This is a genomic window from Kribbella sandramycini (assembly GCF_013131805.1).
GTDB lineage: Bacteria > Actinomycetota > Actinomycetes > Propionibacteriales > Kribbellaceae > Kribbella > Kribbella sandramycini.
In genome coordinates this window covers 123,064-143,868 of sequence record NZ_JABJRC010000005.1, presented here as the reverse complement: position 1 = coordinate 143,868, position 20,805 = coordinate 123,064, and the positions used below count along the sequence as shown (strand labels likewise).

Annotated in this window: 16 protein-coding genes; 13 read left to right on the top strand and 3 right to left on the bottom strand. The window is 69.7% G+C overall.

The annotated features are described in order from the left end of the window. Positions 1-121: 121 nt before the first annotated feature. From HPO96_RS21335 to HPO96_RS21325, 3 genes are all read left to right on the top strand, one after another. Complete coding sequence (locus HPO96_RS21335) at positions 122-994, top strand: GTP-binding protein LepA (RefSeq protein ID WP_337796743.1); 873 nt, start codon at positions 122-124, stop codon at positions 992-994. A 150-nt stretch (positions 995-1,144) separates the two neighbouring features. After that, on the top strand, positions 1,145-1,930 hold the full coding sequence (locus tag HPO96_RS21330) for an NPP1 family protein (RefSeq protein ID WP_171675285.1): 786 nt from the start codon (positions 1,145-1,147) through the stop codon (positions 1,928-1,930). Between the two features lie 77 nt (positions 1,931-2,007). Next, complete coding sequence (locus HPO96_RS21325) at positions 2,008-4,398, top strand: hypothetical protein (protein WP_171675284.1); 2,391 nt, start codon at positions 2,008-2,010, stop codon at positions 4,396-4,398. A gap of 34 nt (positions 4,399-4,432) precedes the next feature. On the opposite strand, the gene HPO96_RS21320 is transcribed toward HPO96_RS21325, so the two are convergent. Further along, complete coding sequence (locus HPO96_RS21320) at positions 4,433-6,643, bottom strand: carbohydrate-binding protein (RefSeq protein WP_171675283.1); 2,211 nt, start codon at positions 6,641-6,643, stop codon at positions 4,433-4,435. 124 nt (positions 6,644-6,767) lie between these two features. On the opposite strand from HPO96_RS21320, the gene HPO96_RS21315 reads away from it, so the two are divergent. The 8 genes from HPO96_RS21315 (at position 6,768) to HPO96_RS21285 (ending at position 15,289) form a co-directional block, all read left to right on the top strand. After that, complete coding sequence (locus tag HPO96_RS21315) at positions 6,768-7,322, top strand: GNAT family N-acetyltransferase (RefSeq protein ID WP_337796742.1); 555 nt, start codon at positions 6,768-6,770, stop codon at positions 7,320-7,322. A gap of 100 nt (positions 7,323-7,422) precedes the next feature. Beyond that, complete coding sequence (locus tag HPO96_RS39190; protein WP_238358327.1) at positions 7,423-7,743, top strand: epoxide hydrolase N-terminal domain-containing protein; 321 nt, start codon at positions 7,423-7,425, stop codon at positions 7,741-7,743. Next, positions 7,661-10,360 carry an AAA family ATPase gene (locus tag HPO96_RS21310; RefSeq protein WP_171675282.1) on the top strand — a complete coding sequence of 900 codons (2,700 nt, stop codon included), beginning with the start codon at positions 7,661-7,663 and terminating at the stop codon, positions 10,358-10,360. Before HPO96_RS39190 ends, HPO96_RS21310 begins: the two co-directional genes overlap by 83 nt. A gap of 65 nt (positions 10,361-10,425) precedes the next feature. Then, a complete protein-coding gene (locus tag HPO96_RS21305; protein ID WP_171675281.1) occupies positions 10,426-10,851 on the top strand; it encodes a VOC family protein in 426 nt (141 codons plus the stop codon). A 48-nt stretch (positions 10,852-10,899) separates the two neighbouring features. Next, positions 10,900-11,280 (top strand): hypothetical protein, encoded by a 381-nt coding sequence (locus tag HPO96_RS21300; RefSeq protein ID WP_171675280.1) that lies wholly within the window; start codon positions 10,900-10,902, stop codon positions 11,278-11,280. A gap of 165 nt (positions 11,281-11,445) precedes the next feature. Beyond that, complete coding sequence (locus HPO96_RS21295; protein ID WP_202886257.1) at positions 11,446-12,780, top strand: MFS transporter; 1,335 nt, start codon at positions 11,446-11,448, stop codon at positions 12,778-12,780. Between the two features lie 109 nt (positions 12,781-12,889). Beyond that, the gene (locus HPO96_RS21290) at positions 12,890-14,185 is read left to right on the top strand and encodes a ferredoxin reductase domain-containing protein (RefSeq protein ID WP_171675279.1); all 1,296 of its coding nucleotides are present in this window, start codon (positions 12,890-12,892) and stop codon (positions 14,183-14,185) included. 102 nt (positions 14,186-14,287) lie between these two features. Then, positions 14,288-15,289: a hypothetical protein gene (locus tag HPO96_RS21285; RefSeq protein ID WP_171675278.1), complete on the top strand. Its 1,002-nt coding sequence runs from the start codon at positions 14,288-14,290 to the stop codon at positions 15,287-15,289. Here the strand turns inward: HPO96_RS21285 and HPO96_RS21280 are convergent. After that, complete coding sequence (locus tag HPO96_RS21280) at positions 15,283-16,569, bottom strand: ABC transporter ATP-binding protein (protein WP_171675277.1); 1,287 nt, start codon at positions 16,567-16,569, stop codon at positions 15,283-15,285. The genes HPO96_RS21285 and HPO96_RS21280 overlap by 7 nt on opposite strands. A gap of 133 nt (positions 16,570-16,702) precedes the next feature. Here HPO96_RS21280 and HPO96_RS21275 point away from each other — a divergent pair, with 133 nt between their 5' ends. Continuing rightward, positions 16,703-18,436 (top strand): hypothetical protein, encoded by a 1,734-nt coding sequence (locus HPO96_RS21275; RefSeq protein ID WP_171675276.1) that lies wholly within the window; start codon positions 16,703-16,705, stop codon positions 18,434-18,436. Here HPO96_RS21275 and HPO96_RS21270 read toward each other — a convergent pair. Beyond that, positions 18,402-19,259 (bottom strand): helix-turn-helix transcriptional regulator, encoded by an 858-nt coding sequence (locus HPO96_RS21270; protein ID WP_337796741.1) that lies wholly within the window; start codon positions 19,257-19,259, stop codon positions 18,402-18,404. The two genes, HPO96_RS21275 and HPO96_RS21270, sit on opposite strands and share 35 nt — an antisense overlap. A 50-nt stretch (positions 19,260-19,309) precedes the next feature. Between HPO96_RS21270 and HPO96_RS21265 the strand changes: the two genes are divergently transcribed. Continuing rightward, complete coding sequence (locus HPO96_RS21265) at positions 19,310-20,794, top strand: tannase/feruloyl esterase family alpha/beta hydrolase (RefSeq protein WP_171675275.1); 1,485 nt, start codon at positions 19,310-19,312, stop codon at positions 20,792-20,794. The last annotated feature ends 11 nt before the right edge of the window (positions 20,795-20,805 follow it).

Below are 20,805 nucleotides of genomic sequence, written 5' to 3'. Positions count from 1 at the left end.
TAATTCTCGACGTGGTGAAAAGCACGGTGGTTCGGCGGTACGGGCCGGTAGGCTGGCGGTGGCGCAGAAGGTGACCGTGATCGACTAGAGCTGTGGCCCGAAGGGGTGGGGATCCGCCGTGGTGAGGAGCCGGAAGGGTGCTGCGGCGGCGGCCGAGGCGCGGTTGATGGATCATGTGGATCGGCTGGGGGAGGAGCATCCGCCGATCCCGCTGGACAGCGCGGATTTCACGATGCGGCGGCCGGATCTGCTGGCCAGCCGGTTCGGCGGCGTCCTGGCCTACATGACGCGCGTCGAGCTGGAGGTCGAGCGGAACGTGCTCGAGCTCAATCTGCTGCTGCCTGATCCGCCGCCCGTCGACAAACACTTCTACGCCGACGTCTGGTCGCCGCAGGAGCTGCACCACGGCGTCCTGCTGGACCGGTTGCAGACGCTGGCCGGCCTGCCGGTCTCCGAGCCGAACGTCGACCAGATCTCCTTCCAGTTGCGCTTCCTGGGCGCGCTCGCGCACCTCAGCGCGATCCAGGACGTCAGCCGGATGCTCTACTACCTGACCGGCGTCGCGACCGAGCAGTCCGCGATCCTGGCCTACAACCTGTTGCACAAGGGGTTGCTGGAGCTCGACGAGCAGGCGGTCGCCTCGACGATCATCGCGCCGATCCGCCGCCAGGAGCCCGGCCACTTCGCGTACTACAAGATCGCCGCGCGCGGCCTGTGGAGCGAGATGGCCCCCTGGCAGAAGTGGCTCGTCCGGCTGCTGCGCAAACAGTCCTTCGAGGTCGTCGGCGCCTACAACAAGAGCCAGCGCGCCGAGTTCGGCGGCGTGATGGAGGCGCTGCACATCACCGACGGCGGCGACGAGGGCCTGCAGAAGTACGCCCAGCAGATCGGTCGCGTCGAGCTGGAGCTGCTCTGGGCGCAGAAACAGGGCCTGCGCTTCCCCGGGTACGTCCTCGACTCGCTGCGCAGCGCCGTCCACCTCTACCGGCGCTGAGCCGAGTCAAGGCGTCAATCGGGAAACTCTGTGTTCCGAGCGGCCCAATTCTGATCGGAATCCGGATTCTTTCGCACGTGAAGTATGTACTGACGTGAGCTGATCTGTCATGGTTCGACAGCGTTGTCTTCCCGCCCCGAAGGAGCGTCCATGACAGATCAGTCCCGTGTCCGCCGATTGACCCTCGGCGTGGTGATCGGCACGGCCACGCTGCTGGTGGCCACCACGGTCGCGGCGTACGCCGCCCCGCCGCCGAGCCTGCCGCAGAACGCGAACGGTTACGAGCAGTCCTTCTCCCCGGCCTTCGACTACGACGGCGACGGCTGTTACGCCGTCCCGGCGATCGGCGCCGACGGCACCCTGAACCCGGGCCTGAACACGACCGGCGCCGTCAACGGCAACTGTCGCGACCAGTCCGACCTCGACAACTCCCAGACCTACTCCCGCTCGAAGTGCAACAACGGCTGGTGCGCGGTCGTGTACGCCGCCTACTTCGAGAAGGACCAGGCCGTCGCCGGCAGCGGTCTCGGCGGTCACCGGCACGACTTCGAACACGTCATCTCCTGGATCAACCAGGCCAGCAACCAGGTCGAGTTCGTGACCACGACGCAGCACTCCAGCCAGGTGACCTACCCGCGGTCCCAGGTCCGCTTCGACGGCTCACACCCCAAGATCGTCTACCACAAGGACGGCGCCAGCACGCACTTCTTCCGGCTTGCCAACGGCAACGACGAGCCGCCGGAGAACCACTACCACAACTGGCGCTACCCGCCCCTGGTCGGCTGGGACGGCTGGCCGAACAACGGTCTCCGCGACACCTTGATGAACGCGAACTTCGGTTCGGCCACCATCAAGATCACCGACAACAGCGACCGGTTCCGCAATCTGCTCAACGCCTCCAAGCCGAGCGGCATCCCCTTCGACCCGTGGAACTGACGCAGAATTGACCGGAACCGGGTGACCTCCCGGGGCGTCAAGATGACCAGATCATCGACGCCCCGGAGAGGACCTGAATGCCCGAGTACGACGCCCGCCAGCGCGACCGTCTTCCCGAGGCGACCCGACTGGCCGCCGAGGTCCGGGAGTTCGCCGCGTATCCGCAGACCAAGGTGCTCGTGCTCACCCGCGACACCCCGGAGTGGCGCCGGTATCAGGAGCTCGCCGAGCAGGCCTTCGCCGCGACCGACCAGCCCTTCGAGGCGGCGGCCAAGGGCCTCGGCGGATCGGCTGCGCAGAAGGAACGCAGTCCGGTCTGGCAGGCGCGCAACGCCGCGCTCAAGGTTTTCAACGGCCCGGCCCAGCACGCGGTCGTCGCGGCACTCGGGGACAGCAGTCTGTTCACCGTCGCCGGCATCGAGCGCAAGGGTTCGGAGTTCCGGATCGTCGGCGCCGGGTCGACCCATCCGACGATCGGGGCCGATGGCAACCACGGCGTCCCGCCCGCGGCGCGCTTCGGCGCCGCCGCCTGGTACGCGGTCAACCATCTGGCCGCCAAGGAGTCCCGCGCGGTCGTCGAAGCCACGCCCTCGGCCACCTGGCGGGTGCCGGCGCCGGAGCCGATCAGCCTCGACCAGCCGATCATCATGAGGCTGAACACCGCCGCCGCGCAGACCCCCTGGAACGCCCTGGAGGTCGAGGACCTCGCGGCGTCCACCCGCAGTCGACTCCCCGAAGAGCGGAACCCCTTCGAAGCCCTCGACCAGCCGTTGGACAGGAGTACCAACTACCGCGATTGGGCGATAGACATCCGCCGCGTGCTCGACAGCGGCCAGACGACCACGGTGCTGTCAGCCGATGATCAGGGCGCCGTGGATCCGGATCGTGGCCAGAGCCCGCCCGGGCTGCGCGCGGTCATGGTCAACGACCCGAGCGGGACGCCTCAGATCACCGGCATGGTCGGCCGCGCGGCCGACGGCCGGGTGGTGGTGCGGGATGTCGAGGGCGCCTCCCGGGACGCCCGGACCACGCTGATTCTGGTCGGGATGCGCGAGGCCGAGGCGCTCGGTGTCGGGCTCGACTTCCAGGGCGACACGCCGTACCGGACGAGCGCCAAGCTGGATGAGCTGATCGATGACGTGAAGGACGTCCTCGGCCCCCGGATGGACGAGATCCCCGGTCTCGGCTGGGAGAACGCCGGTACGCCGGGAGCAGCGCCGGCCGAGGTCGCCGCCGCCGTGACCCGATTCAGCGACGCCGGCGGCGACGTCCTGCAATTCACTCCGGACGACCCGCGCTTCGCCGCCCTCCGGGGCCAGGTCGCGGACCGGCTCACGGCCGCCCTGCAGGTCCCGATGGACGACGACGCCCTCCGCCGGCTGGATGGCGCCGATGCGGCCGGCCGCGAGGTCGACCCCGAGCTGGCCGCCCTGTGGCAGGCTATGAACCCGTCGACCGGGACCGCCACCGAGACCGGGATCCCCGGTGCCGAACCTGCGTACGCCGAGGGCACGCAGGTCGCGGTGGCCATCGATCGGGACGGTACCCCGCTGGCGGCCGCGACCTTCCGCAAGACCGACGAACGGATCGAGCTCGGCGCGGCCGGCGGCCAGGCCGACGCGGTGCGGGCTGCGATCGTCGACGGGCCGTTCCGGCAGTTCGACAAGCCTGCCGGCGCCTTCGTCGGCGCCGACGTCGCAGAGACCTATCGGCAGGCCGGTGCGCGGATCGGCGGCACGCCGGCCCTCGACGCGGAATGGCTGACCAACGTCGAAGTTCGCCCCGACGAGGCGTCCCGGCTCTACTACGCCGCGGATCGCGCGCGGAACGGACAGACCCCGGAGCAGCTGAACGATCTGAACCGGCAGCTGACCAGAGCGCAGGCCGCCGGCACGGAGATCGTCGTACTCGATCATTCCGACCCGTCGGCGCGCAACCGCGCCGAGCAGCTCGCGGCGCGGATGCCCGGTTGCGTAGGTGCGGTCGAAGGCCCTCGGGACGACGCCCATCGGGCCACGATCGCCGTCGTCCAGGGCGGTCAGGTGAGCGCCTGGGCGACGGTCGACACCACGCCGGACCGGCCGATCGAGCTCGCCGAGCTGAGCAAGGGGATGACCGGAGAGCAGGCCGCGCCGGTTGACTGGTGGATGTCCAATCACCAGGAACGTCTCGACCGCGAGGTGCGGTATTCGGAGCCGCTGGTCCGCGCGATGTACGGGGCCAACGCTGACCCATCGAGGTTCGTCTGGAACGCCGACAGCAGCAAGTACCGCGTCGACGGTATTCACCACCGCTCCGGCGACAGCTTCGACGCCATGGTCGCCCAGGCCGGGAGTGAAACCCCCGGCCGCAGCGCGGACTCTCAACCCCAGCAGCAGGCAGCGCAAGGCGAAGCCGCCCAAGGTCAGCGCCCGGACACGCACCGCGGCCCAGGGACCCGAGGCCCCGACCGCGGCACCGGCCGCTGACCGCGGTACATACCGCGGTCAGCCGGCTCGCCGGTTACTCGGTGAGTCTCAGGTAGTCGAGGTTGAAGCCGCCGCTTTCGCAGTAGACGGTGATGAGTTGGTCGCCGGCCGGGAGAGTGACCGTCGTGTTGACGGACTGATACGTCGCCCAGCCGGTGGTGTCCGGGACGGAGACCTTGGTCAAGACGTTGCCTTCGGCATCCCGGATGGAGATCGCATCCGGGGCGACCGCGCCGGTGCCGTTGGCCACGCGCAGTTCGAGGTTGTACGTCGCGGCCTTGGCCAGGTCGACGCGGTACTGCAGCCATTTACCGGTGTCGGTCCAGCCGATGTTCTTGCCGCCGCTGGCCGAGCCGTTGCTCTCGACGAAGTTCGCGCCGCCCTCGGTCCAGCCCTGCTGGGCCACGTACGACTCCGCCTCGACCCGCTCGCCGACCGGCGTCCCGTGCGGGGTGACGGTGATGTCGACGGTCGACTCGTCGTACGCCGCGCCGTCCGTCACGCGAACCTTGAGGGTCTGCTTGCCGGCGGTTGTCGGCCGGAGGGTGAGCAGGCCGGTCCGCGCGTCCAGCGTGACGCCGCTCGGCAGATCCTTGGCGTAGAAGGCCAGTTTGTCCCGATCGCGGTCGGTTGCGGTCAGCTGGACCTGCGTGGTCGCGTACTGGTCGGCGGTCACGTCCGCGACGTCCCGCAGTACCGGCGCGTGGTTGTGGTGCGCCGACGGGACATCGCCGTGCCAGCGGTACGTCGCGTACGAGTTCGCCGGAACCGTGGTGGTGAAGGACTTTCCGGCCAGGACGACGCGCACCTTCTTCGCGACCGGGTTCGAGTTGCCGACGATCGCGACGAAGTTGTCGCGGCGGTCCTTGAAGGTCACGTTGCTGATGCCGTTCGCCGTCCCGCTCGACTCGACCCGGGTGTGCTCCGGCCCGAGGTACTTGGCGAACTGGCCCATCGCGTAGAGCTCGTCGCGCACCGTGAAGGTCTTGGTCGTGGTGTTCACCTTGACCAGCCGGTTCGGCCACTTGGTGGTCCGGCCGACCTCGGCCCAGTCGAGGTTGTTGTCCCGGGCCGGCGTCCAGTGCAGCGTGCCGCCGTCCTGGTCGGTGGCCTGGGCCCACATGATGTACGACGACGCGTCCAGCCGGAAGTAGTCGAGGATCGTGGCCGGCGACAGGTTGCTCGTCTCGGTCATGTGCACCGGCTTACCGGTCTGCTCGTAGGCGTCGCGCATCACCGTCGGGTCACCCCAGTACGGGTGGAACGCGATCGCGTCCGAGGCCTTCCTGGTCGCCGGGTCGTTGAAGATCCGGTGGTAGTTCTTGGTCTCGGTGCTGTTCGGGTCGCGCCAGTCCCAGAAGTTGAAGTCGTGGACGTAGAGCTCGGTCCGCAGCCCGGCCTTCCGCACCTCGCGCTTGATCGCGACCGCGAGTTTCTGCTGCTGCTCGATGCTGATGTCCATCGCCGGGTAGACGACGTCGATCCCCGGCTCGTTCAGCAGCGTCAGCGCGTCGACCCGGACGCCGAACTTCGCCATCGCCTGGATGTACTTCACGTAGTAGCGCGCGAAGACGTCGATACAGTCGTCGCGCAGCTTGCCCACCTGGTAGTACGACGTCGTGCTGCCCGGCTTGAGCGCGACTTCGCCGGTGAACCGGTTGTTGGTCTTCATCCAGGCCGGCGCGCTCCACGCCGAGGCGAAGAAGGTCGCCTTCGGGTTGTAGCGCTGGATCAGCTTGGCCGTCTCGACGATATGCGTCTCGACGTCGCGCTTGATCGAGAAGTACTTCAGGCCGAAGTCCTCGGTGACGCCCGGCGGCAGCTCGTCGTACGACCAGAACGGCAGGTGCTCGATCAGGTCCGGGCTGCCGATGGTCAGCCGGAACCGGTCGAACCCGGCGCCGTGTTTGGGGTCGACGAGCAGCCGGATGGCCCGGTCGCGCTCGGCGGGCGTCAGCTTCCACAGGTTCGACACGCTGGTCTCGTCCAGCGAGAAGCCGACGCCGCTGTACTGCTGGCGAAGCGTGCTGGGATCGATCACCACAGTGGCATCCGTGGCACCCGCCTGGTCGTTCCCGACGTACGTCGTCGGCAGCGGTTGCCACGCCTGAGCGGGGCCACTCGAATACGTGCCGGTCACAGCCGCACCACGGTCCGGCCGGCCCGCGCTGGCCGGCAGCCCGACGCTGACCAGCCCGCCGGCCAGGGCCGTCAGTACGACCGCGACCCCAACAGTTCGCCTCACGAAGCCTCCTAGTTCCACGGAAAGCGCTTACTATTCGCGGACCCTACCTGCGGGAATACGCATGCACAGCCCCCTGCCGGTTCCGGAACTTCTTTTGTCGGCGGAACGCGCCATACTGCGGAATGTGCTGACCACCCGAGCCCTGGACGCCGACACCTGGCCCGCCTTCGCGGCCCTGGTCGAGGCGAACAACGGCGTCTGGGGCGGCTGCTGGTGCGTCGGCTTCCACCTGAAACTCAAAGGCCGCACCGCCGCCGAGAACCGCGCCGAGAAAGAACGCCGCGCCCACGACGGCACTACCCGCAATGCCCTGGTCTTCGACGGCCCCGACTGCCTCGGCTGGTGCCAGTTCGGCACCCCGGCCGAGCTCCCCGAGATCAAGAGCAAACGGCGCTACGACAAAGGCCTGACCACCCTGCCCGACTGGCGAATCACCTGCTTCTTCACCGGCAAGGGCCACCGCAACAAAGGCGTTGCCAACGCAGCCCTGGCCGGCGCCCTCGACCAGATCGCAGCGCTGGGTGGCGGCGTCGTCGAGGGCTACCCCGAAGAGACCGACGACCGCAAGGTCTCCGGCTCCTTCCTGCACACCGGCCCCATGGCCGCCTTCGAGAACCACGGCTTCACCAGAACCCGCGCCATCGCCCCGCACCGCTGGGTCGTCACCCGCACGATCTGACCGGGCCCAGGGAGCGGTCCAGGGACTGACCCTGGTGCGACCGCCGGCCGTTCGCGCGCAGCGTGAGGAGATCGCTCATCCCGCGCTGCAGGAGGATCTCATGGCGATCACCACACAAGCCCCCGCCGCCACCGACAGCAGGATCCGGCCGTTCCGGATCGACGTTCCGCAAGCGGATCTGGACGATCTGCGGGCCCGTCTGAAGGCGACCCGCTGGCCCGACAAGGAGACCGTCGCTGGGTGCACGAGGTTCGCACCGGTTTCCGCTCCATCCGCTGACCGCTCGCCACCCCGCCGGGACAGTTGTCTCGGCGGGGTCGGGCGGGAATGCTGGAGCGGTGGCGGATCGGGAACTGCGGGGGCGGGAGCGAGAGCTGGCCGTGCTGGGGGAGTTGGTCGCGGGGGCGCGGGGTGGGCGTAGCGGGGTGCTGGTGGTGCGGGGGGAGGCCGGGGTCGGGAAGTCGGCGTTGCTGACAGCAATGACCGGGGCGGCGCGGGGGTGCCGGGTGGCGCGGGCCGATGGGGTCGAGTCCGAGATGGAGTTGGCGTACTCGGGGCTGCATCAGGTGTGCCAGCCGTTCCTGGAGCGGATCGGCCGGTTGCCTGAGCCGCAGTACGCCGCGTTGGGGACGGCGTTCGGGCTGCTGGTCGGGCCGCCGCCGTCGCTGTTCCTGATCGGGCTCGCCGTGCTGAACCTGCTGGCCGACGCGGCCGCGGAGGAGCCGGTGCTGTGTGTGGTCGACGACGCGCAGTGGATCGATCGGATGTCGGCGAAGATCCTCGCGTTCGTGGCGCGCCGGCTGGCGGCTGAATCGGTGGTGCTGGTCGTCGCCGTCCGGGAGGGTTCCGAGCACGAGTTCGGCGGCCTGCCGGAGCTGGAGCTCGGCGGGCTGGCGGACGCCGATGCCCGCGCGCTGCTCGACGCCGTCCTCCCCGGCCCGGTCGATCCCCGGGTCCGGGACCGGATCGTCGCCGAGACCCACGGCGATCCGCTGGCGGTGCTCGAGCTGCCACAGGCGTGGACGGCGGCCGAGCTGGCCGACGGGCTCAGCGCCGGCACGCTGACAAGCCGGATCGAGGACGGGTTTGCCCGTCGGCTCGACGCTTTGAGACCCGACACCCGCCTGCTCCTGCTGACCGCCGCTGCGGAGCCGTTGGGGGATGCGACCGTGTTGTGGCGCGCTGCCGAGCGGCTCGGCCTCGGCGATGGGCCTGCGGCGAGCGCGATCGAGTCCGGGCTGATCGAGTTCGGCCAACACGTCCGGTTTCGGCATCCGCTCGTTCGGTCGCTGGCGTACCGGATGGCGGCGCAACCCGACCGACAGGCTGTGCATCGCGCGTTGGCCGCGGAGACGCCCGAGCCTGACCGCCGGGCCTGGCATCGAGCGCAATCGACCGCGCTGCCGGATGAGGAGGTTGCCGCCGAGCTGGAGCGAGCGGCCAACCAGGCGCGCGATCGGGGCGGCTTCTTCGCTGGTGCCGCGCTGCTCGAACGCGCCGTGGAGCTGACGCCGGATCCGGGCTTGCGCGCTCAACGGGCGTTGGCGGCGGCGGTCGGCAAGTGGCGTTCCGGTGCATTGGAGTCGGCGCTCACGTTGCTCAGCGGCGCCGCGGCCGGCCCGCTCGACCCGGCCGAGGCCGCGCAGGTCGATCGGTTGCGCGGTCAGATCGCCTTCGACCAAGGCCAGGCCCGCGAGGCGGCGTCCATCTTGCTGAATGCAGCCGGTCGGCTCGAGCCGGCCCAGGCGCGCGATACCTACCTGGAGGCGGTGTCCGCGGCGATCTGGTCCGGTAGCCCGGAGACGGCTGAGCTGGTTGCGGCCGCGGTGCCTCCTGTGACAGCGGCCGATCGGCCGGCCGACCAGCTGCTGCATGCCCTCGCCGTCCGAGTCACCCGCGGCTATGCCGCCGCCGCGCCGCAGCTCGCGGCCGCGTTGGCCCGTGCGAGCGCTGCCGAGGCCGGTACGGCGGACGCCGGAAGCTGGCTCTGGCTGGCCGGGAATCGCGCCGGTGGCATCGTCGCGATCGAGTTGGCCGATCTCGAGACCGGCCTCGCCGTCGCCGCCCGGCAGGATGCGATCGCCCGGCGTACGGGCGCTCTCGTCCAGCTCCAGGTCGCACTCGACTTCCGGGCCGGGTTGCTCTGCCTGGCCGGCGATCTGGAGACGGCGAGCCGACTGGTCGACGAGGATCGCCGCGTCGCCGAGCTGACCGGGACGCACCGCCCCGGTGCGGCCCGGACGATCCTGGAGACCTATCGCGGTAACGAGTCCACCGCGCAAGAGCTGATCGCCGAGCTGGTCCGCGAGGCGAACGCCCAGGGCCAAGGCCGGCTGGTCTCGTCCGCGAGCCATGCGAGCGCCGTGCTGCACAACAGTCTCGGCCGCTACGAGCTGGCCCGGGACGCCGCCCAGCGCGTCTTCGAGCAGGACATCGTCGGGTACGGCGTACTCGTCGTCGGTGAGCTCGCCGAGGCCGCCTCCCGGACCGGTGACCTCAAACTCGTCGAGGTCGCGCATGCCTGGCTGAGCGATCGGATCGCGGTCACCCCGACCGACTGGGCACTCGGCCTGGCTGCCCGCGTCCAGGGCCTGCGGGACGGCGACGAGGCGGCGTACGTCCGTTCGATCGACCACCTGAGTCGGACGCCGGTCCGCGTCGAGGCTGCGCGCAGCCGGCTGCTGTACGGCGAATGGCTGCGCCGGCAAGGCCGCCGGGTGGATGCGCGCGAGCAGCTTCGGGCCGCGCACGACCAGTTGACCGCGATGGGCCTGCAGGCGTTCGCCGACCGGGCCCGCCACGAGCTGCTCGCCACCGGCGAGACCGTCCGCAAACGGACGCCGGACACCCGGACCGACCTGACCGCGCAGGAGGCGCAGATCGCCGGCCTGGCCCGCGACGGTCTGACCAACCCGGAGATCGCCGAGCAGCTGTTCATCAGCCCGCGCACGGTCGAGTGGCATCTGCGCAAGACCTTCGCGAAACTCGGCATCACCTCACGCCGGCAACTGCGGACGGCGCTCGTCCGGCCCCAGTGACTTTCCCTGGTGCGAAGACCCGCGCTCGAGCCCGACGCTGGAGGTCCATCAGCGAAAGGCGGACCATGGACGGCTCCCAGCTCGGCACCTTCGACCAGCGGATCGAGGTGCTGATCATCCCGGTCTCGGACGTGGACCGGTCGAGCGCCTTCTACCAGAGCCTCGGCTGGCGCCTCGACGTCACGCCGCCCGGCGTCGTCCAGCTGACACCGCCCGGCTCCTCGGCGTCCGTCCAGTTCGGCGCGGGGCTGAATCCGGCTCAGCCCGGCTCGTCGTCGGCGTACCTGGTGGTGACCGATCTGGTCGCGGCCCGGGAGGCGCTGGTCGCGGCCGGGGTCGAGGTGTCGGACTACTTCCACCGCGGGCCGGACGGGTTCACGCCGGGGCTGGACCCGGAACGGCAGACGTACGCCTCCCGCGCGACCTTCGCCGATCCGGACGGCAACCTGTGGATCCTGCAGGAGATCACCACCCGGCTTCCCGGCCGGTAGTGAGACGCTTCCTGGACAAACCGGGCTGTTTCCACCGAACCTGGGTGCGTGCGCGGTAGTGAGGTCGAGCTCGGTACGACGTATCTCGTCGAGGTCCCGCAGGTGCTGGCGGACGATCAGCGCCTGACCTTCGGCGCGCTGCGCGGCGCGCGCTTCCCGCTCACCGTGACCGCGATCGAGGAGGCGGTGGTCGAGGGCATCCGCTCGGTGCTCAGCCCGACCACCGCCGTCACGCTGACCGCCGAGCAGTGCCGCGAGCTCGGCCTGCCGGACGGCGTCTACGAGATCATCGGCAACCTGCGCAAACCGGACGGCACCCCGATCACGCTGCCGCGGATCCAGACGCTCTCGGTGCCGATCGGCTGGCTGCTCCCGCTCTCCGACGAACCCTCCGAAGGGCACTGGGACGCCACCGGATCGCTCTGGTAACTCGCTGGCGTCGCCCCGGCCGCTTGGCTACCCTCGGGCTCGTGCCGAAAACAGACACTGTGCGCCGTCGTCACGAGCGACGGCGCTGATCCCCGCGAACGCCCGGCGTCGGCCGGTCGCGTTCCCGCCCGCCGTTGCTCCTGACTCCCGGTCAGGAGCGCCTTCGTGGCGCTCGGAGTTCTCGTTTCCGGAGCGCATCTCGTGTTTGTCCTGTCTGTTCTTCATCGGCGGCGCGTCCTGTTCGCCGCCCTCGTCTCGACCGCGGTCTTCCCGCTGGCCATCACCGGCTCGACCGCCGTCGTCCCCGAAGTCACCGCCGAGCTCCCCGGTGCCGATGCCCTCGGCCCCTGGATCGTCCTTGGCTACAACGGTTTGTTCGCCGCCGCCCTCCTGCTGGCCGGTCTGGTCGCCGACCGGATGTCGCGCACGACCTTCTTTGCCCTAGGCAACATTGTCGTCGCCGCGACCGGTATCTGGTCCGCCTTCGCGCCGGACCTGGGCAGCCTGGTCGCGCTCCGAACCGCGGCCGGTGTCGGCGCGGCTATGTGCGCGGCCGGCGGCTCGTCGATGGTGCTCGCCGTCTACCCGCCCGAGGAGCGCCGCCGGGTCTACGGCTACACCGGCGCCGTGCTCGGCAGCAGCCTGGCGCTCGGCCCGATTGCGGCCCAGGCGTTGATGGCCCTCGGCGGCTGGGAGCTGGTGTTCGTCGTACCGGCGGGCATCGCAGCGCTGGCTGTGGTGGGGACGATCGGCCTGCCCAGCCTGCGGACCCGCCAAACCGCCCCCTTCGATCTGGCCGGCGCTCTGCTGTTCGGAGTCGTCATCGCCGCAACCGTCATCGCCTTCGGTTTCGCCTTACCTGTCTGGACGAACGCCGCCCTGCTGGCCGGCGCGGTGGCCGCTGCCATCGTCCTGGTCCGAGTCGAGCGCCGAGCGGCCGAGCCCGCGATTCCCTTTGATCTACTGCGGATCCCGTCGTACCGCGCGTACTCATTGGCCACCGGCGCGTTCATGGGGATGCTCGTCGTCGGCCTCGCCGTCCTCCCGCAACTTAGTGCCGAACACGATCTGGGCGCCGGTGGGGCCGGCCTGTTGCTGAGCCTCCTGACGATCCCGTCGACCCTGCTCCCGTTGGTTGCCTCCCGCATCGCACGTCGTTGGGCACGGCAACTGGTCACGATCGCCTTGCTGGCCTGCGTACTCGCCGCGATCGCCCTACAAACCAGCGACTCCGTCCCCCTGCTCTTCGTCGCCGCAGCCGTGCTCGGCGTCAGCCTGGGCCTGACCGAAGGCGTGCCGGACGGCCAAGCCCTGCAACACGTCCCGTACCAGCGCGGCGGCGCCGGCGCAGCGCTGTTCAGCACCACCCGAATGACCGTCGAAACCCTCACCCTCGCCGCCGCCATCGGCACGATCACCCTCGTCGACGCCACCACCGGCTTGATCGCCCCCGCCGCCGTCTGTCTCCTGGCAGCCGGAGTTCTCGCTCGCGGACGCTGAATATCGCTTTCTGGTTGTTGTGAGCTTCGGCACGGAAGCTCACAGCAACTGGGAGTGGGTCGCCGGGCGTCTTCCAGAGACATTTCGAAAGTTTCTGGGGGACTTTTCAATGAATACGCTGGAAGTGGTGCTGCCCGCTCCGGATCCGCTGGTCAAGCGGGTCTGGAAACATCCGCGGCTGATGCCGAGTCATCGGCTCACGGCCGGAGTGCTCGCGATCAATTGCACGGTGCTCGGGTGGGGGCTTTTTGACGGTTTTCTGGGTAACGTCGAACAGTTGGCGCTGATCGCCCAGGTGAATTTCGCGGTGGGTATTCTGGTGCGCCAGCAGTATTTGGTGAATTTGCTTTCCCGGCTGGTGATGAGGGCGCCGAGATCCTGGCCCTTGCGGCTCCGCTGGGCGCTGGCGAAGGGGTATCACCTCGGCGGGCTGCACGTCGGCGGCTCGATCGCTGGGACGCTGTGGTTCCTCGCGCTGGTCGTCGTGGCCGTGGGCGACGTCGGCTCGGATCTGATGGCGGTCTACTGCGTGCAGGCCGCGTTGCTGATCGGGATCGTCGTGACCGCGCGGCCGTCGATGCGGGCCAAGCGGCACGACCTGTTCGAGCGGGTGCACCGCTTCGGCGGCTGGGGCCTGTCCGCGTTGTTCTGGACGGGCGCCGTCCTGCTCGCCGAGGAGCGCCGCGGCGGCGCGAGCCTGCTCGCCGCCCTGGCCGGTACGCCGACCGTCTGGGTGCTCGTCCTCACGACCCTGAGCTCGGCGCTCCCGTGGCTGATGCTGCGCCGGGTTCCGATCGACGTCGTCCGCCCGTCCTCGCATGTCGCCCTGGTCCGCACCACCGGCCGCGGTACGCCGCTCGCCGGCTCGACCCGCTCGGTCGCCCGCCACCCGCTGAAGCAATGGCACAGCTTCGCCGTCATCCCCACCCCCGGTAAACAGGGTTTCCGGATGGCGGTCTCCCGGGCCGGCGACTGGACCGGCGACTTCATCGACAACCCGCCGTCCCACCTCTGGGTCCGCGGCGTCCCCACCGCCGGTATGGCCAACTACGGCACCATCTTCAACCGCGTCGTCTACATCGTCACCGGCAGCGGTATCGGCCCCGTCCTCGCCCACATCCTCGCCAACCGCACCCCCGCCACCCTCGTCTGGGTCACCCGCGACCCCGTCAAAACCTACGGCCGGCCCCTGGTCGACGAAATCCGCACCGCCCAACCCAACGCCCACATCTGGGACACCGACGCCCACGGCAAACCCGACATGGTCAAACTCGCCTACGCCGCCTACCACTCCACCAACGCCGAAGCCGTCATCTGCGTCTCCAACAAAAAAGTCACCTGGTCCGTGGTCCACGGCCTCGAACAACGCGGAATCCCCGCCCTAGGCCCCATCTGGGACAGCTGACCGCGCACCCGCCCGGCAGGTTGGGCCGGGCGGGTTCGGGTGGGCATGGGGTGGTTTGGGCGGTTAGATTGGGGTGAATTGCTGACGCGAGAGGTGCCGCCCATGCATCGAGCTCTTGCTGTTGTGGTTGTGTTGGTGGTTGCAGCGCTCGGCCCGCCGGCTGCGGTTGCTGCTGATTCGGATGCGGCGCGGGGTGAGTTGCGGGGGATGGTGGAGGACGTCGCGGGGGCGACCGGGAAGCGGTACGACGTTCGGGACGATGCCGGGCACGTGATGGACACGGTGAAGATCGTGGCGGATCCGGCCGGCGGGTATCTGGCGGTTTCGCATCATCTGGCGGCGGACGGGAAGTTCCGGGTGAACCTGGCGACGTCGTCCGATCTGCTCAACTGGCATTGGGTGCGCGAGTTGGCGGGGAGCAACACCGGGCCGGCTTCGCAGCCGACGATCGCACAGGCGCCGAACGGCGGGTTCCTGCTGGCGTGGGAGCAGGAACGGCCGGGTGGCGGCGACAACCACCTCGCGTTCCGGTACTTCGCCAATCGGGCCGATCTGCTGGCGGGCAAGGTGCATCGCGCGTTCGACTCGCCGCGCCGGCTGTCGTCCTGCGCCGAGGGGACGCCGAACATCTACCGGATCACGCTCGCGCCGGATATCGACCATTCGACGATCGACATCGGCGGCCACTACTGGTGGAACTGCGATCGCGACCGCCAGCAGCGCGGCACGCTGACCAACTTCAAGACCTGGACGACGGCGGCCCAGCCGAACTTCGACAACGCCTTGTTGCACTGGGGTGTCGGCGGCAACATCGGAGACCGCGACCAGACCACTTACCGCGGTTACCGCTTCGGCCTGATCGAAGGCCAGTACACCAAGGGCGACTTCGGCTCCTGGCGCACGTTCGTCTACGACTACCAGACCGGTAACGCCGACCGGACGACGATCCGCACCAACGCCGGCAGCACCGCCTTCGCCAACCCCACGATCACCGCCCTGAAAGCCCCCAACGGCCAGAACGCCTTCGTGATCACCCTGTTCATCCCCAGCGAAGGCGCCGCCCCCGGCGAAGCCGGCCAACTCATCTACTACAAGACCTACTGACGGGTGAGGCGGTCGATCCGCCGGCCGTCCTCGCCGAAGAGGTGCAGTTTGGCGGTGTCGACGGCCAAGCGGATGGTGTCGCGGGGTTTGAGCCCCTCGTTACTCGGGACTTCGAGGATCAGATCGGCTCGCCGGTGCGCGGGCGCCGGATCCTCCGGCGGCGGCTCGGCCGGCGTCCGGCGGAGCGCGTTGCGCAGCTTGTCCAGCAGGGACTCGTGCTCCGCGGCGTGCCGGGTATGCCCGTTCTGCATCCGGCGGACGGCGGTCGGCGGCTGGACGCCGACGAGATCCGGGTTGACCAGCTCCAGCCCGCACTCGACGAACGCGATCCACTGGTTGCCGTGAAACTCCAGCGTGCGCAGGGATCCGGTCAGCTGGGTGTCGGCGTCGCTGGTCAGCGTGAACGCGTCCGAGCGGGCGCCCACGATCACCCGCGCGCCGTCGTGCCGGTTCAGAATCAGCGAACGCCGATCCGTCGGCGGTAACGCGATCGACTGTGTGCCCAGTTCGAGTGTGACCCGGTGGTGTGCGGTCACCTTGACGGTCGCCGACATCAGGTTGATCCGCGGGCTGCCCAGGAAGCCGGCCACGAACGCCGTCGCCGGGTCGTTGAAGACCTCTTCCGGCGTCCCGATGTCCTCGATCTTGCCGTTCCGCATCACCGCGACCCGGTCGGCCAGCGTCAGCGCCTCGATCTGGTCATGGGTCACGTAGACGGTGGTGACATCCAGATCGCGGACCATCGCGCCGAGCTCCTGGCGCAGCTCGGTCCGCATCGTCGCGTCCAGGTTGGACAGCGGCTCGTCCATCAGGAACACCCGCGGCTGCCGGACGATCGCCCGGCCGATCGCGACCCGCTGCCGCTGACCGCCGGACAGCGTCCGCGGCAACCGGTCCAGGGTCGAGTCGATCTGCAGGATCCGCGCGACGCCGACCGCCTTGGCGTTGGCCTCGGCCGGCTCCTCCTTGGCCATCTGCAACGGGAAGAGGATGTTCTCGCGGGTGGTCCGGTTCGGGTAGAGGGCGCCGTTCTGGAAGACCAGCGCGACGCCGCGCTCCTTCGGCGGCAGCATCGTGATGTTGGACCGCCCGAACCAGATATCGCCCGCGGTGATGTCCTCGAGCCCCGCGATCATCCGCAGCAACGTGGTCTTCCCGCACCCCGACGGCCCGAGCAGGACGAGGAACTCGCCGGCCGGAACCTCCAGCGAGACGTCGTCGACCGCGAGGTAGCGGCCGTCGTACACCTTCGTCACCGAGTCCAGCCGGATCCCGGTCATGCACACCTCCGTGGGGCGGGTCGAGGCGAGTACACAGCCCGCCGCGGAGCTTGTCCAGAGGTTGACGGCGTAACAGTAACGAGAACTACTCGTTGTGATTGGGTCCGTACGGGGCCTGACAGGAAGACATGACATGCGTCGTGAGCACGCGGAGAATCTGGTCGGAGAACTGTACGACTCGTTGGTGTTCGTGGCCTTCCAGGCCACTTCGTCCCGCTTGGGCCGGCATCGACGGGTGCTGATCGCGCACAGCGTCGTCCAGCGGTTACCCCAATTGGTCTACGGCGACGCGGCGCCGGAGCTGTACGGCGTCGCGATTCGCGAGGCCCTGCGGGCGGAGGAGAAGCGCCGCTGGGTGCGGATCCGCGGCCTGCAGTTCTTCCCGATGAGCGAATCCCTCGAACCGCTTCAGCTCGAGGAGAGCCTGCGGGTGCTCGCGCCCGAGGTCCGCGCGGCCTGGGCGTTGCGGCAGCGGGCCGGCCTCGATGACGCGACGACGCTGGCGATCCTGCAGACCGCCGGGGTGAGCGCGGCGACCGCCGTCCTCGCGGCCGCCCAACTGGTGACGGCGCCGGTCGACCAGGTCTTCGACCCGTGTGCGGTCAAGCTCGCGCCCGAGTGGCAGCCGCCGAAACGGCGGCGGCCATGGATCCTCGCCCTACCCCTGGTGCTGATCGCGGCCGGTCTGAGCATCTGGGGCCTGTCGCGCGACGCCGACCGCCCAGCCACCGCCGCGGAGCCGGTAGCCCAGAAATTCAGCACCACCCAGGCCGACCTCTGGCGCCGGACGTCGAAACTCGACTTCAGCGCTTGGTCGACCCGCGGAGCGCTTGCCCAGGACAACCAGCTCCAGGAGCGCGTCTGGCGCTTCTGGCAGGCCGGCCAGGGCGTCACGGCCGCCGACGGCACCACCCCGGCCGCGCCCGCCGAGCGGCCCAGCCTCCTGTACGCCGGTCGGCTGGGCGACGCCGTCGTCGTGCTGATGTACGACGGCGCCCGCGTCGCGCGCTATCGCCAGACCGGCGCGGGGGAGGAGTTGCGCGTCGATCGGGTCGACTCCGCCGACCTGATGACGTCGGCCGCCGTCGTCCTCGAGCGCACGTCAGCCGGCCCGCGCTACCTCCTCGCGCCCTGGATCGCCGGCGTCGCCGTCCGCGACCTCTCCACCCGGGGCGCCTCGCGGCCACTGGCCGTCAAGGACGGTGTGACGGCCGCCGTCCGGGACGGCGGCCGCGGCTGCCGCAGCCGGAACGTGCTCGAACTGCGCAGCTCGTCAGCCGTCGCCGAGAAGCACGCCTTCGTGCTCGCCGATCTGGGCGATCTGATGCCGGCGCACCTGACCTACATGCCGCTGCCGAGCCGCGGCGCCGCGCGATCCCCGCGCGAGGTGCTCAGCCGCGACGCTCGGACGTCGTGGGCGCTGCATGCCTGCGGTTTGGATGCCTGGCACAACCGCGGCGTCCGGCTCGTCAACAGCTGGCACTTCGCCGAGCAGCAGTTACCCACCGGCGGTACGGCGCGGTGGACCTGCCTGCGCGTCGACGGCTGGTCCGGCCGCGGTGATGCCGCGATCCGGCTGGAGCCGCCGACCGGCCCGGCCCAACCGGTCGCGACGGCCGCGAACACCAGCAATTGCAGCCGTTTTGCGCAAAACATCGCCGCGGCGACCGTCTGGCGAAACTTCGTCATCGCGGCCGGCAGCAGACATGTCGCCCAGCTCCGCTTCGAAACCAGCCGCGGCACCAGCTCACTGACCTCGCCCGCGGCCTTCCCGCTCCGGGCCGGTACGACGATCTCGTCGGTTCGGGCTCAGCTGAACAACGGGAAATCGATCACGGCGCTGACGAGCCCGGCGCTGCGGCCCTGAGCAACGATCGGAGTTTCTCCTCGTCCGCGCTACCGGGGTCGGCGGTGAAGACCGCAAGGAATTGCGAGCGATCGCTGTCGACCACGTAGTCGCTGTTCAGCTCCAGCGCGCCGGCGATCGGGTGGCGGAGGTGCAGCCGCGGCCAGTCCTGTTCGAAGACCGGGTGCTCGGCCCAGACCTCGGCGTACTCGGGGCTCTGGGCAAGTAGCTGCTCGACCAGGGCGCAAGCATCCGGGCTCGACGGGCCGGCGCTGTGCGTGGCCAGCACCTCGGCCACGATCGCGCGGGAGATCCGGTCGTGGTCCTGTGGTGCGTAGAGCAACCGTTCGCCGGGCTCCAGGAACCAGCGGTACGCCCAGAACCGCCGCAGGCCCGCGAACCGGGAGTGATCGCCGAACACCGCGATCGACAACGCGTTCTGGTGCAGGGTTTCGCCGAGATGGCTGCAGATCTGGGCCGGGGTGTGCTCCAGCTGGCGCATCACCCGGAGCAGATGCGCGGCGGGCCGGTCGTGCAGATGCCGTGGCGGGTTGGGGAATCCGGCCAGCCGGAACAAGTGGTCGCGCTCGTCATCGGTCAGCCGCAGGCCGTCGGCGAGCGCGTTGAGCAACGGCTCGGACGGACGCGGCCCGCGCTGCTGCTCGATCCGGCTGTAGTAGTCGGCCGAGATCCCGGCCAGCTCCGCGACTTCCTCGCGCCGCAAGCCGTTCGACCGCCGCCGGGGTGCGCGCGGGAGGCCGACGTCCTCCGGCTGCAGCTGCGCGCGGCGGCTGCGCAGGAAGTCGGCGAGCATCGCCCGATTCGGTGCTGTGCCCTGGATCACAGGACAAAGTATCCCTGGTTGCCGGTCGGCGGTCTTGATTCGGTGTCGTCATGAAACGAATCCTGACGATGGTCGCGGCGGTCCTCCCGCTCGCCGTCCTGCTGCCGGCGTCCGGCAGCACGGCCGCCACGACCACTGGCACGACCACTGGCACCGCCTGCTCGAACGTGACCGTCGCACCGCCGTCCGGCGCCCGGATCGACTCCGTGACCGCGGTCGACCGCCCCGGCGGCACGGTCACCTTCCCGCCGACCCCGCCGTTTCCGAACGAGCCGGTCGACGGCGTTCCGGCGTACTGCGAGGTGACCGTCCGGCTCAGCCACGCCGACGATCACGTCAAGACCGTGGTCTGGTTGCCGAAGACCGGCTGGAACGGCCGCTTCCAGGCGCTCGGCGGCAGCGGTTACTGGGCCGGCGAGTTCGGCGCGCCCTGGGCCAAGGCTGTCAAGGCCGGGTACGCCGTCGCCTCGACCGATGCCGGCGTCGGACCGTCCCCGTTCACCGCGGACGACTGGGCGCTGAAGAACGGCAAGGTGGATCGCACCCTGCTGACCAACTTCGCGTCCCGCTCCGCACACGACCTTGCCGTTGTCGGTAAGGCGGTCACCAAGCAGTACTACGGCCGCGCGGCGTCGTACGCGTACTGGAACGGCTGCTCGACCGGCGGCCGGCAGGGGTACGTCGAAGCCCAGCAGCACCCCGACGACTTCGACGGCATCCTCGCCGCATCCCCTGCGATCAACTGGGAGCGCTGGACCGTCTCCGCGATCTGGCCCGCCGTCGTGATGAATGCCGAGCGCAACTATCCGACCAAGTGCGAGTTCGACGCGTTCGCCGACGCCGCCCGGCAGGCGTGTGACAACGACCAGCCGCAGAAGTGCCGCTGGGCCCCCGAACGTCTGATCGGCAAGACGATTCTCTGCGAAGGCAAGCCGGTGACGATCACCGCCGCCGACGCCAAGGTGGTCCGCAAGATCTGGGACGGCCCGCGCGGTCTCTGGTACGGCCTCACCCGCGGTACGTCGTTCGACGGCCTGGCCGTCACCAACGGCCAATCCGCCGTCCCGTTCGCCGTCCCCGACAGCTGGGTACGCAACTTCCTCAAGCTGGACCCCAAGTTCGACACCAGCACCCTCACCTACACCCAGTTCGCCAAACTCTTCCGCCAGTCCCAGGCCCAGTACAACCGCATCATCGGCAGCGACGACCCGGACCTCTCCGCCTTCCAGCGCTCCGGCGGCAAACTCCTCTCCTGGCACGGCCTCGCCGACAGCCTCATCCCCGCCCAAGGCACCATCAACTACCGCCGGCGCGTCGAACGCGAACTCGGCGGCCCCACCCGCACCAACACCTTCTACCGCCTCTTCCTCGCCCCCAACGCCGGCCACTGCGGCGGCGGCCCAGCCCCCACCGACCCCTTCACCGCCCTCGTCAACTGGGTAGAACACAACAAACCCCCAGCCACCCTCCCGGCCGCAAACCCCGACGGCAGCAACTCCCGCGAGCTTTGCGCCTATCCGAAACTCTGTCGCTGAGATTGCGAACG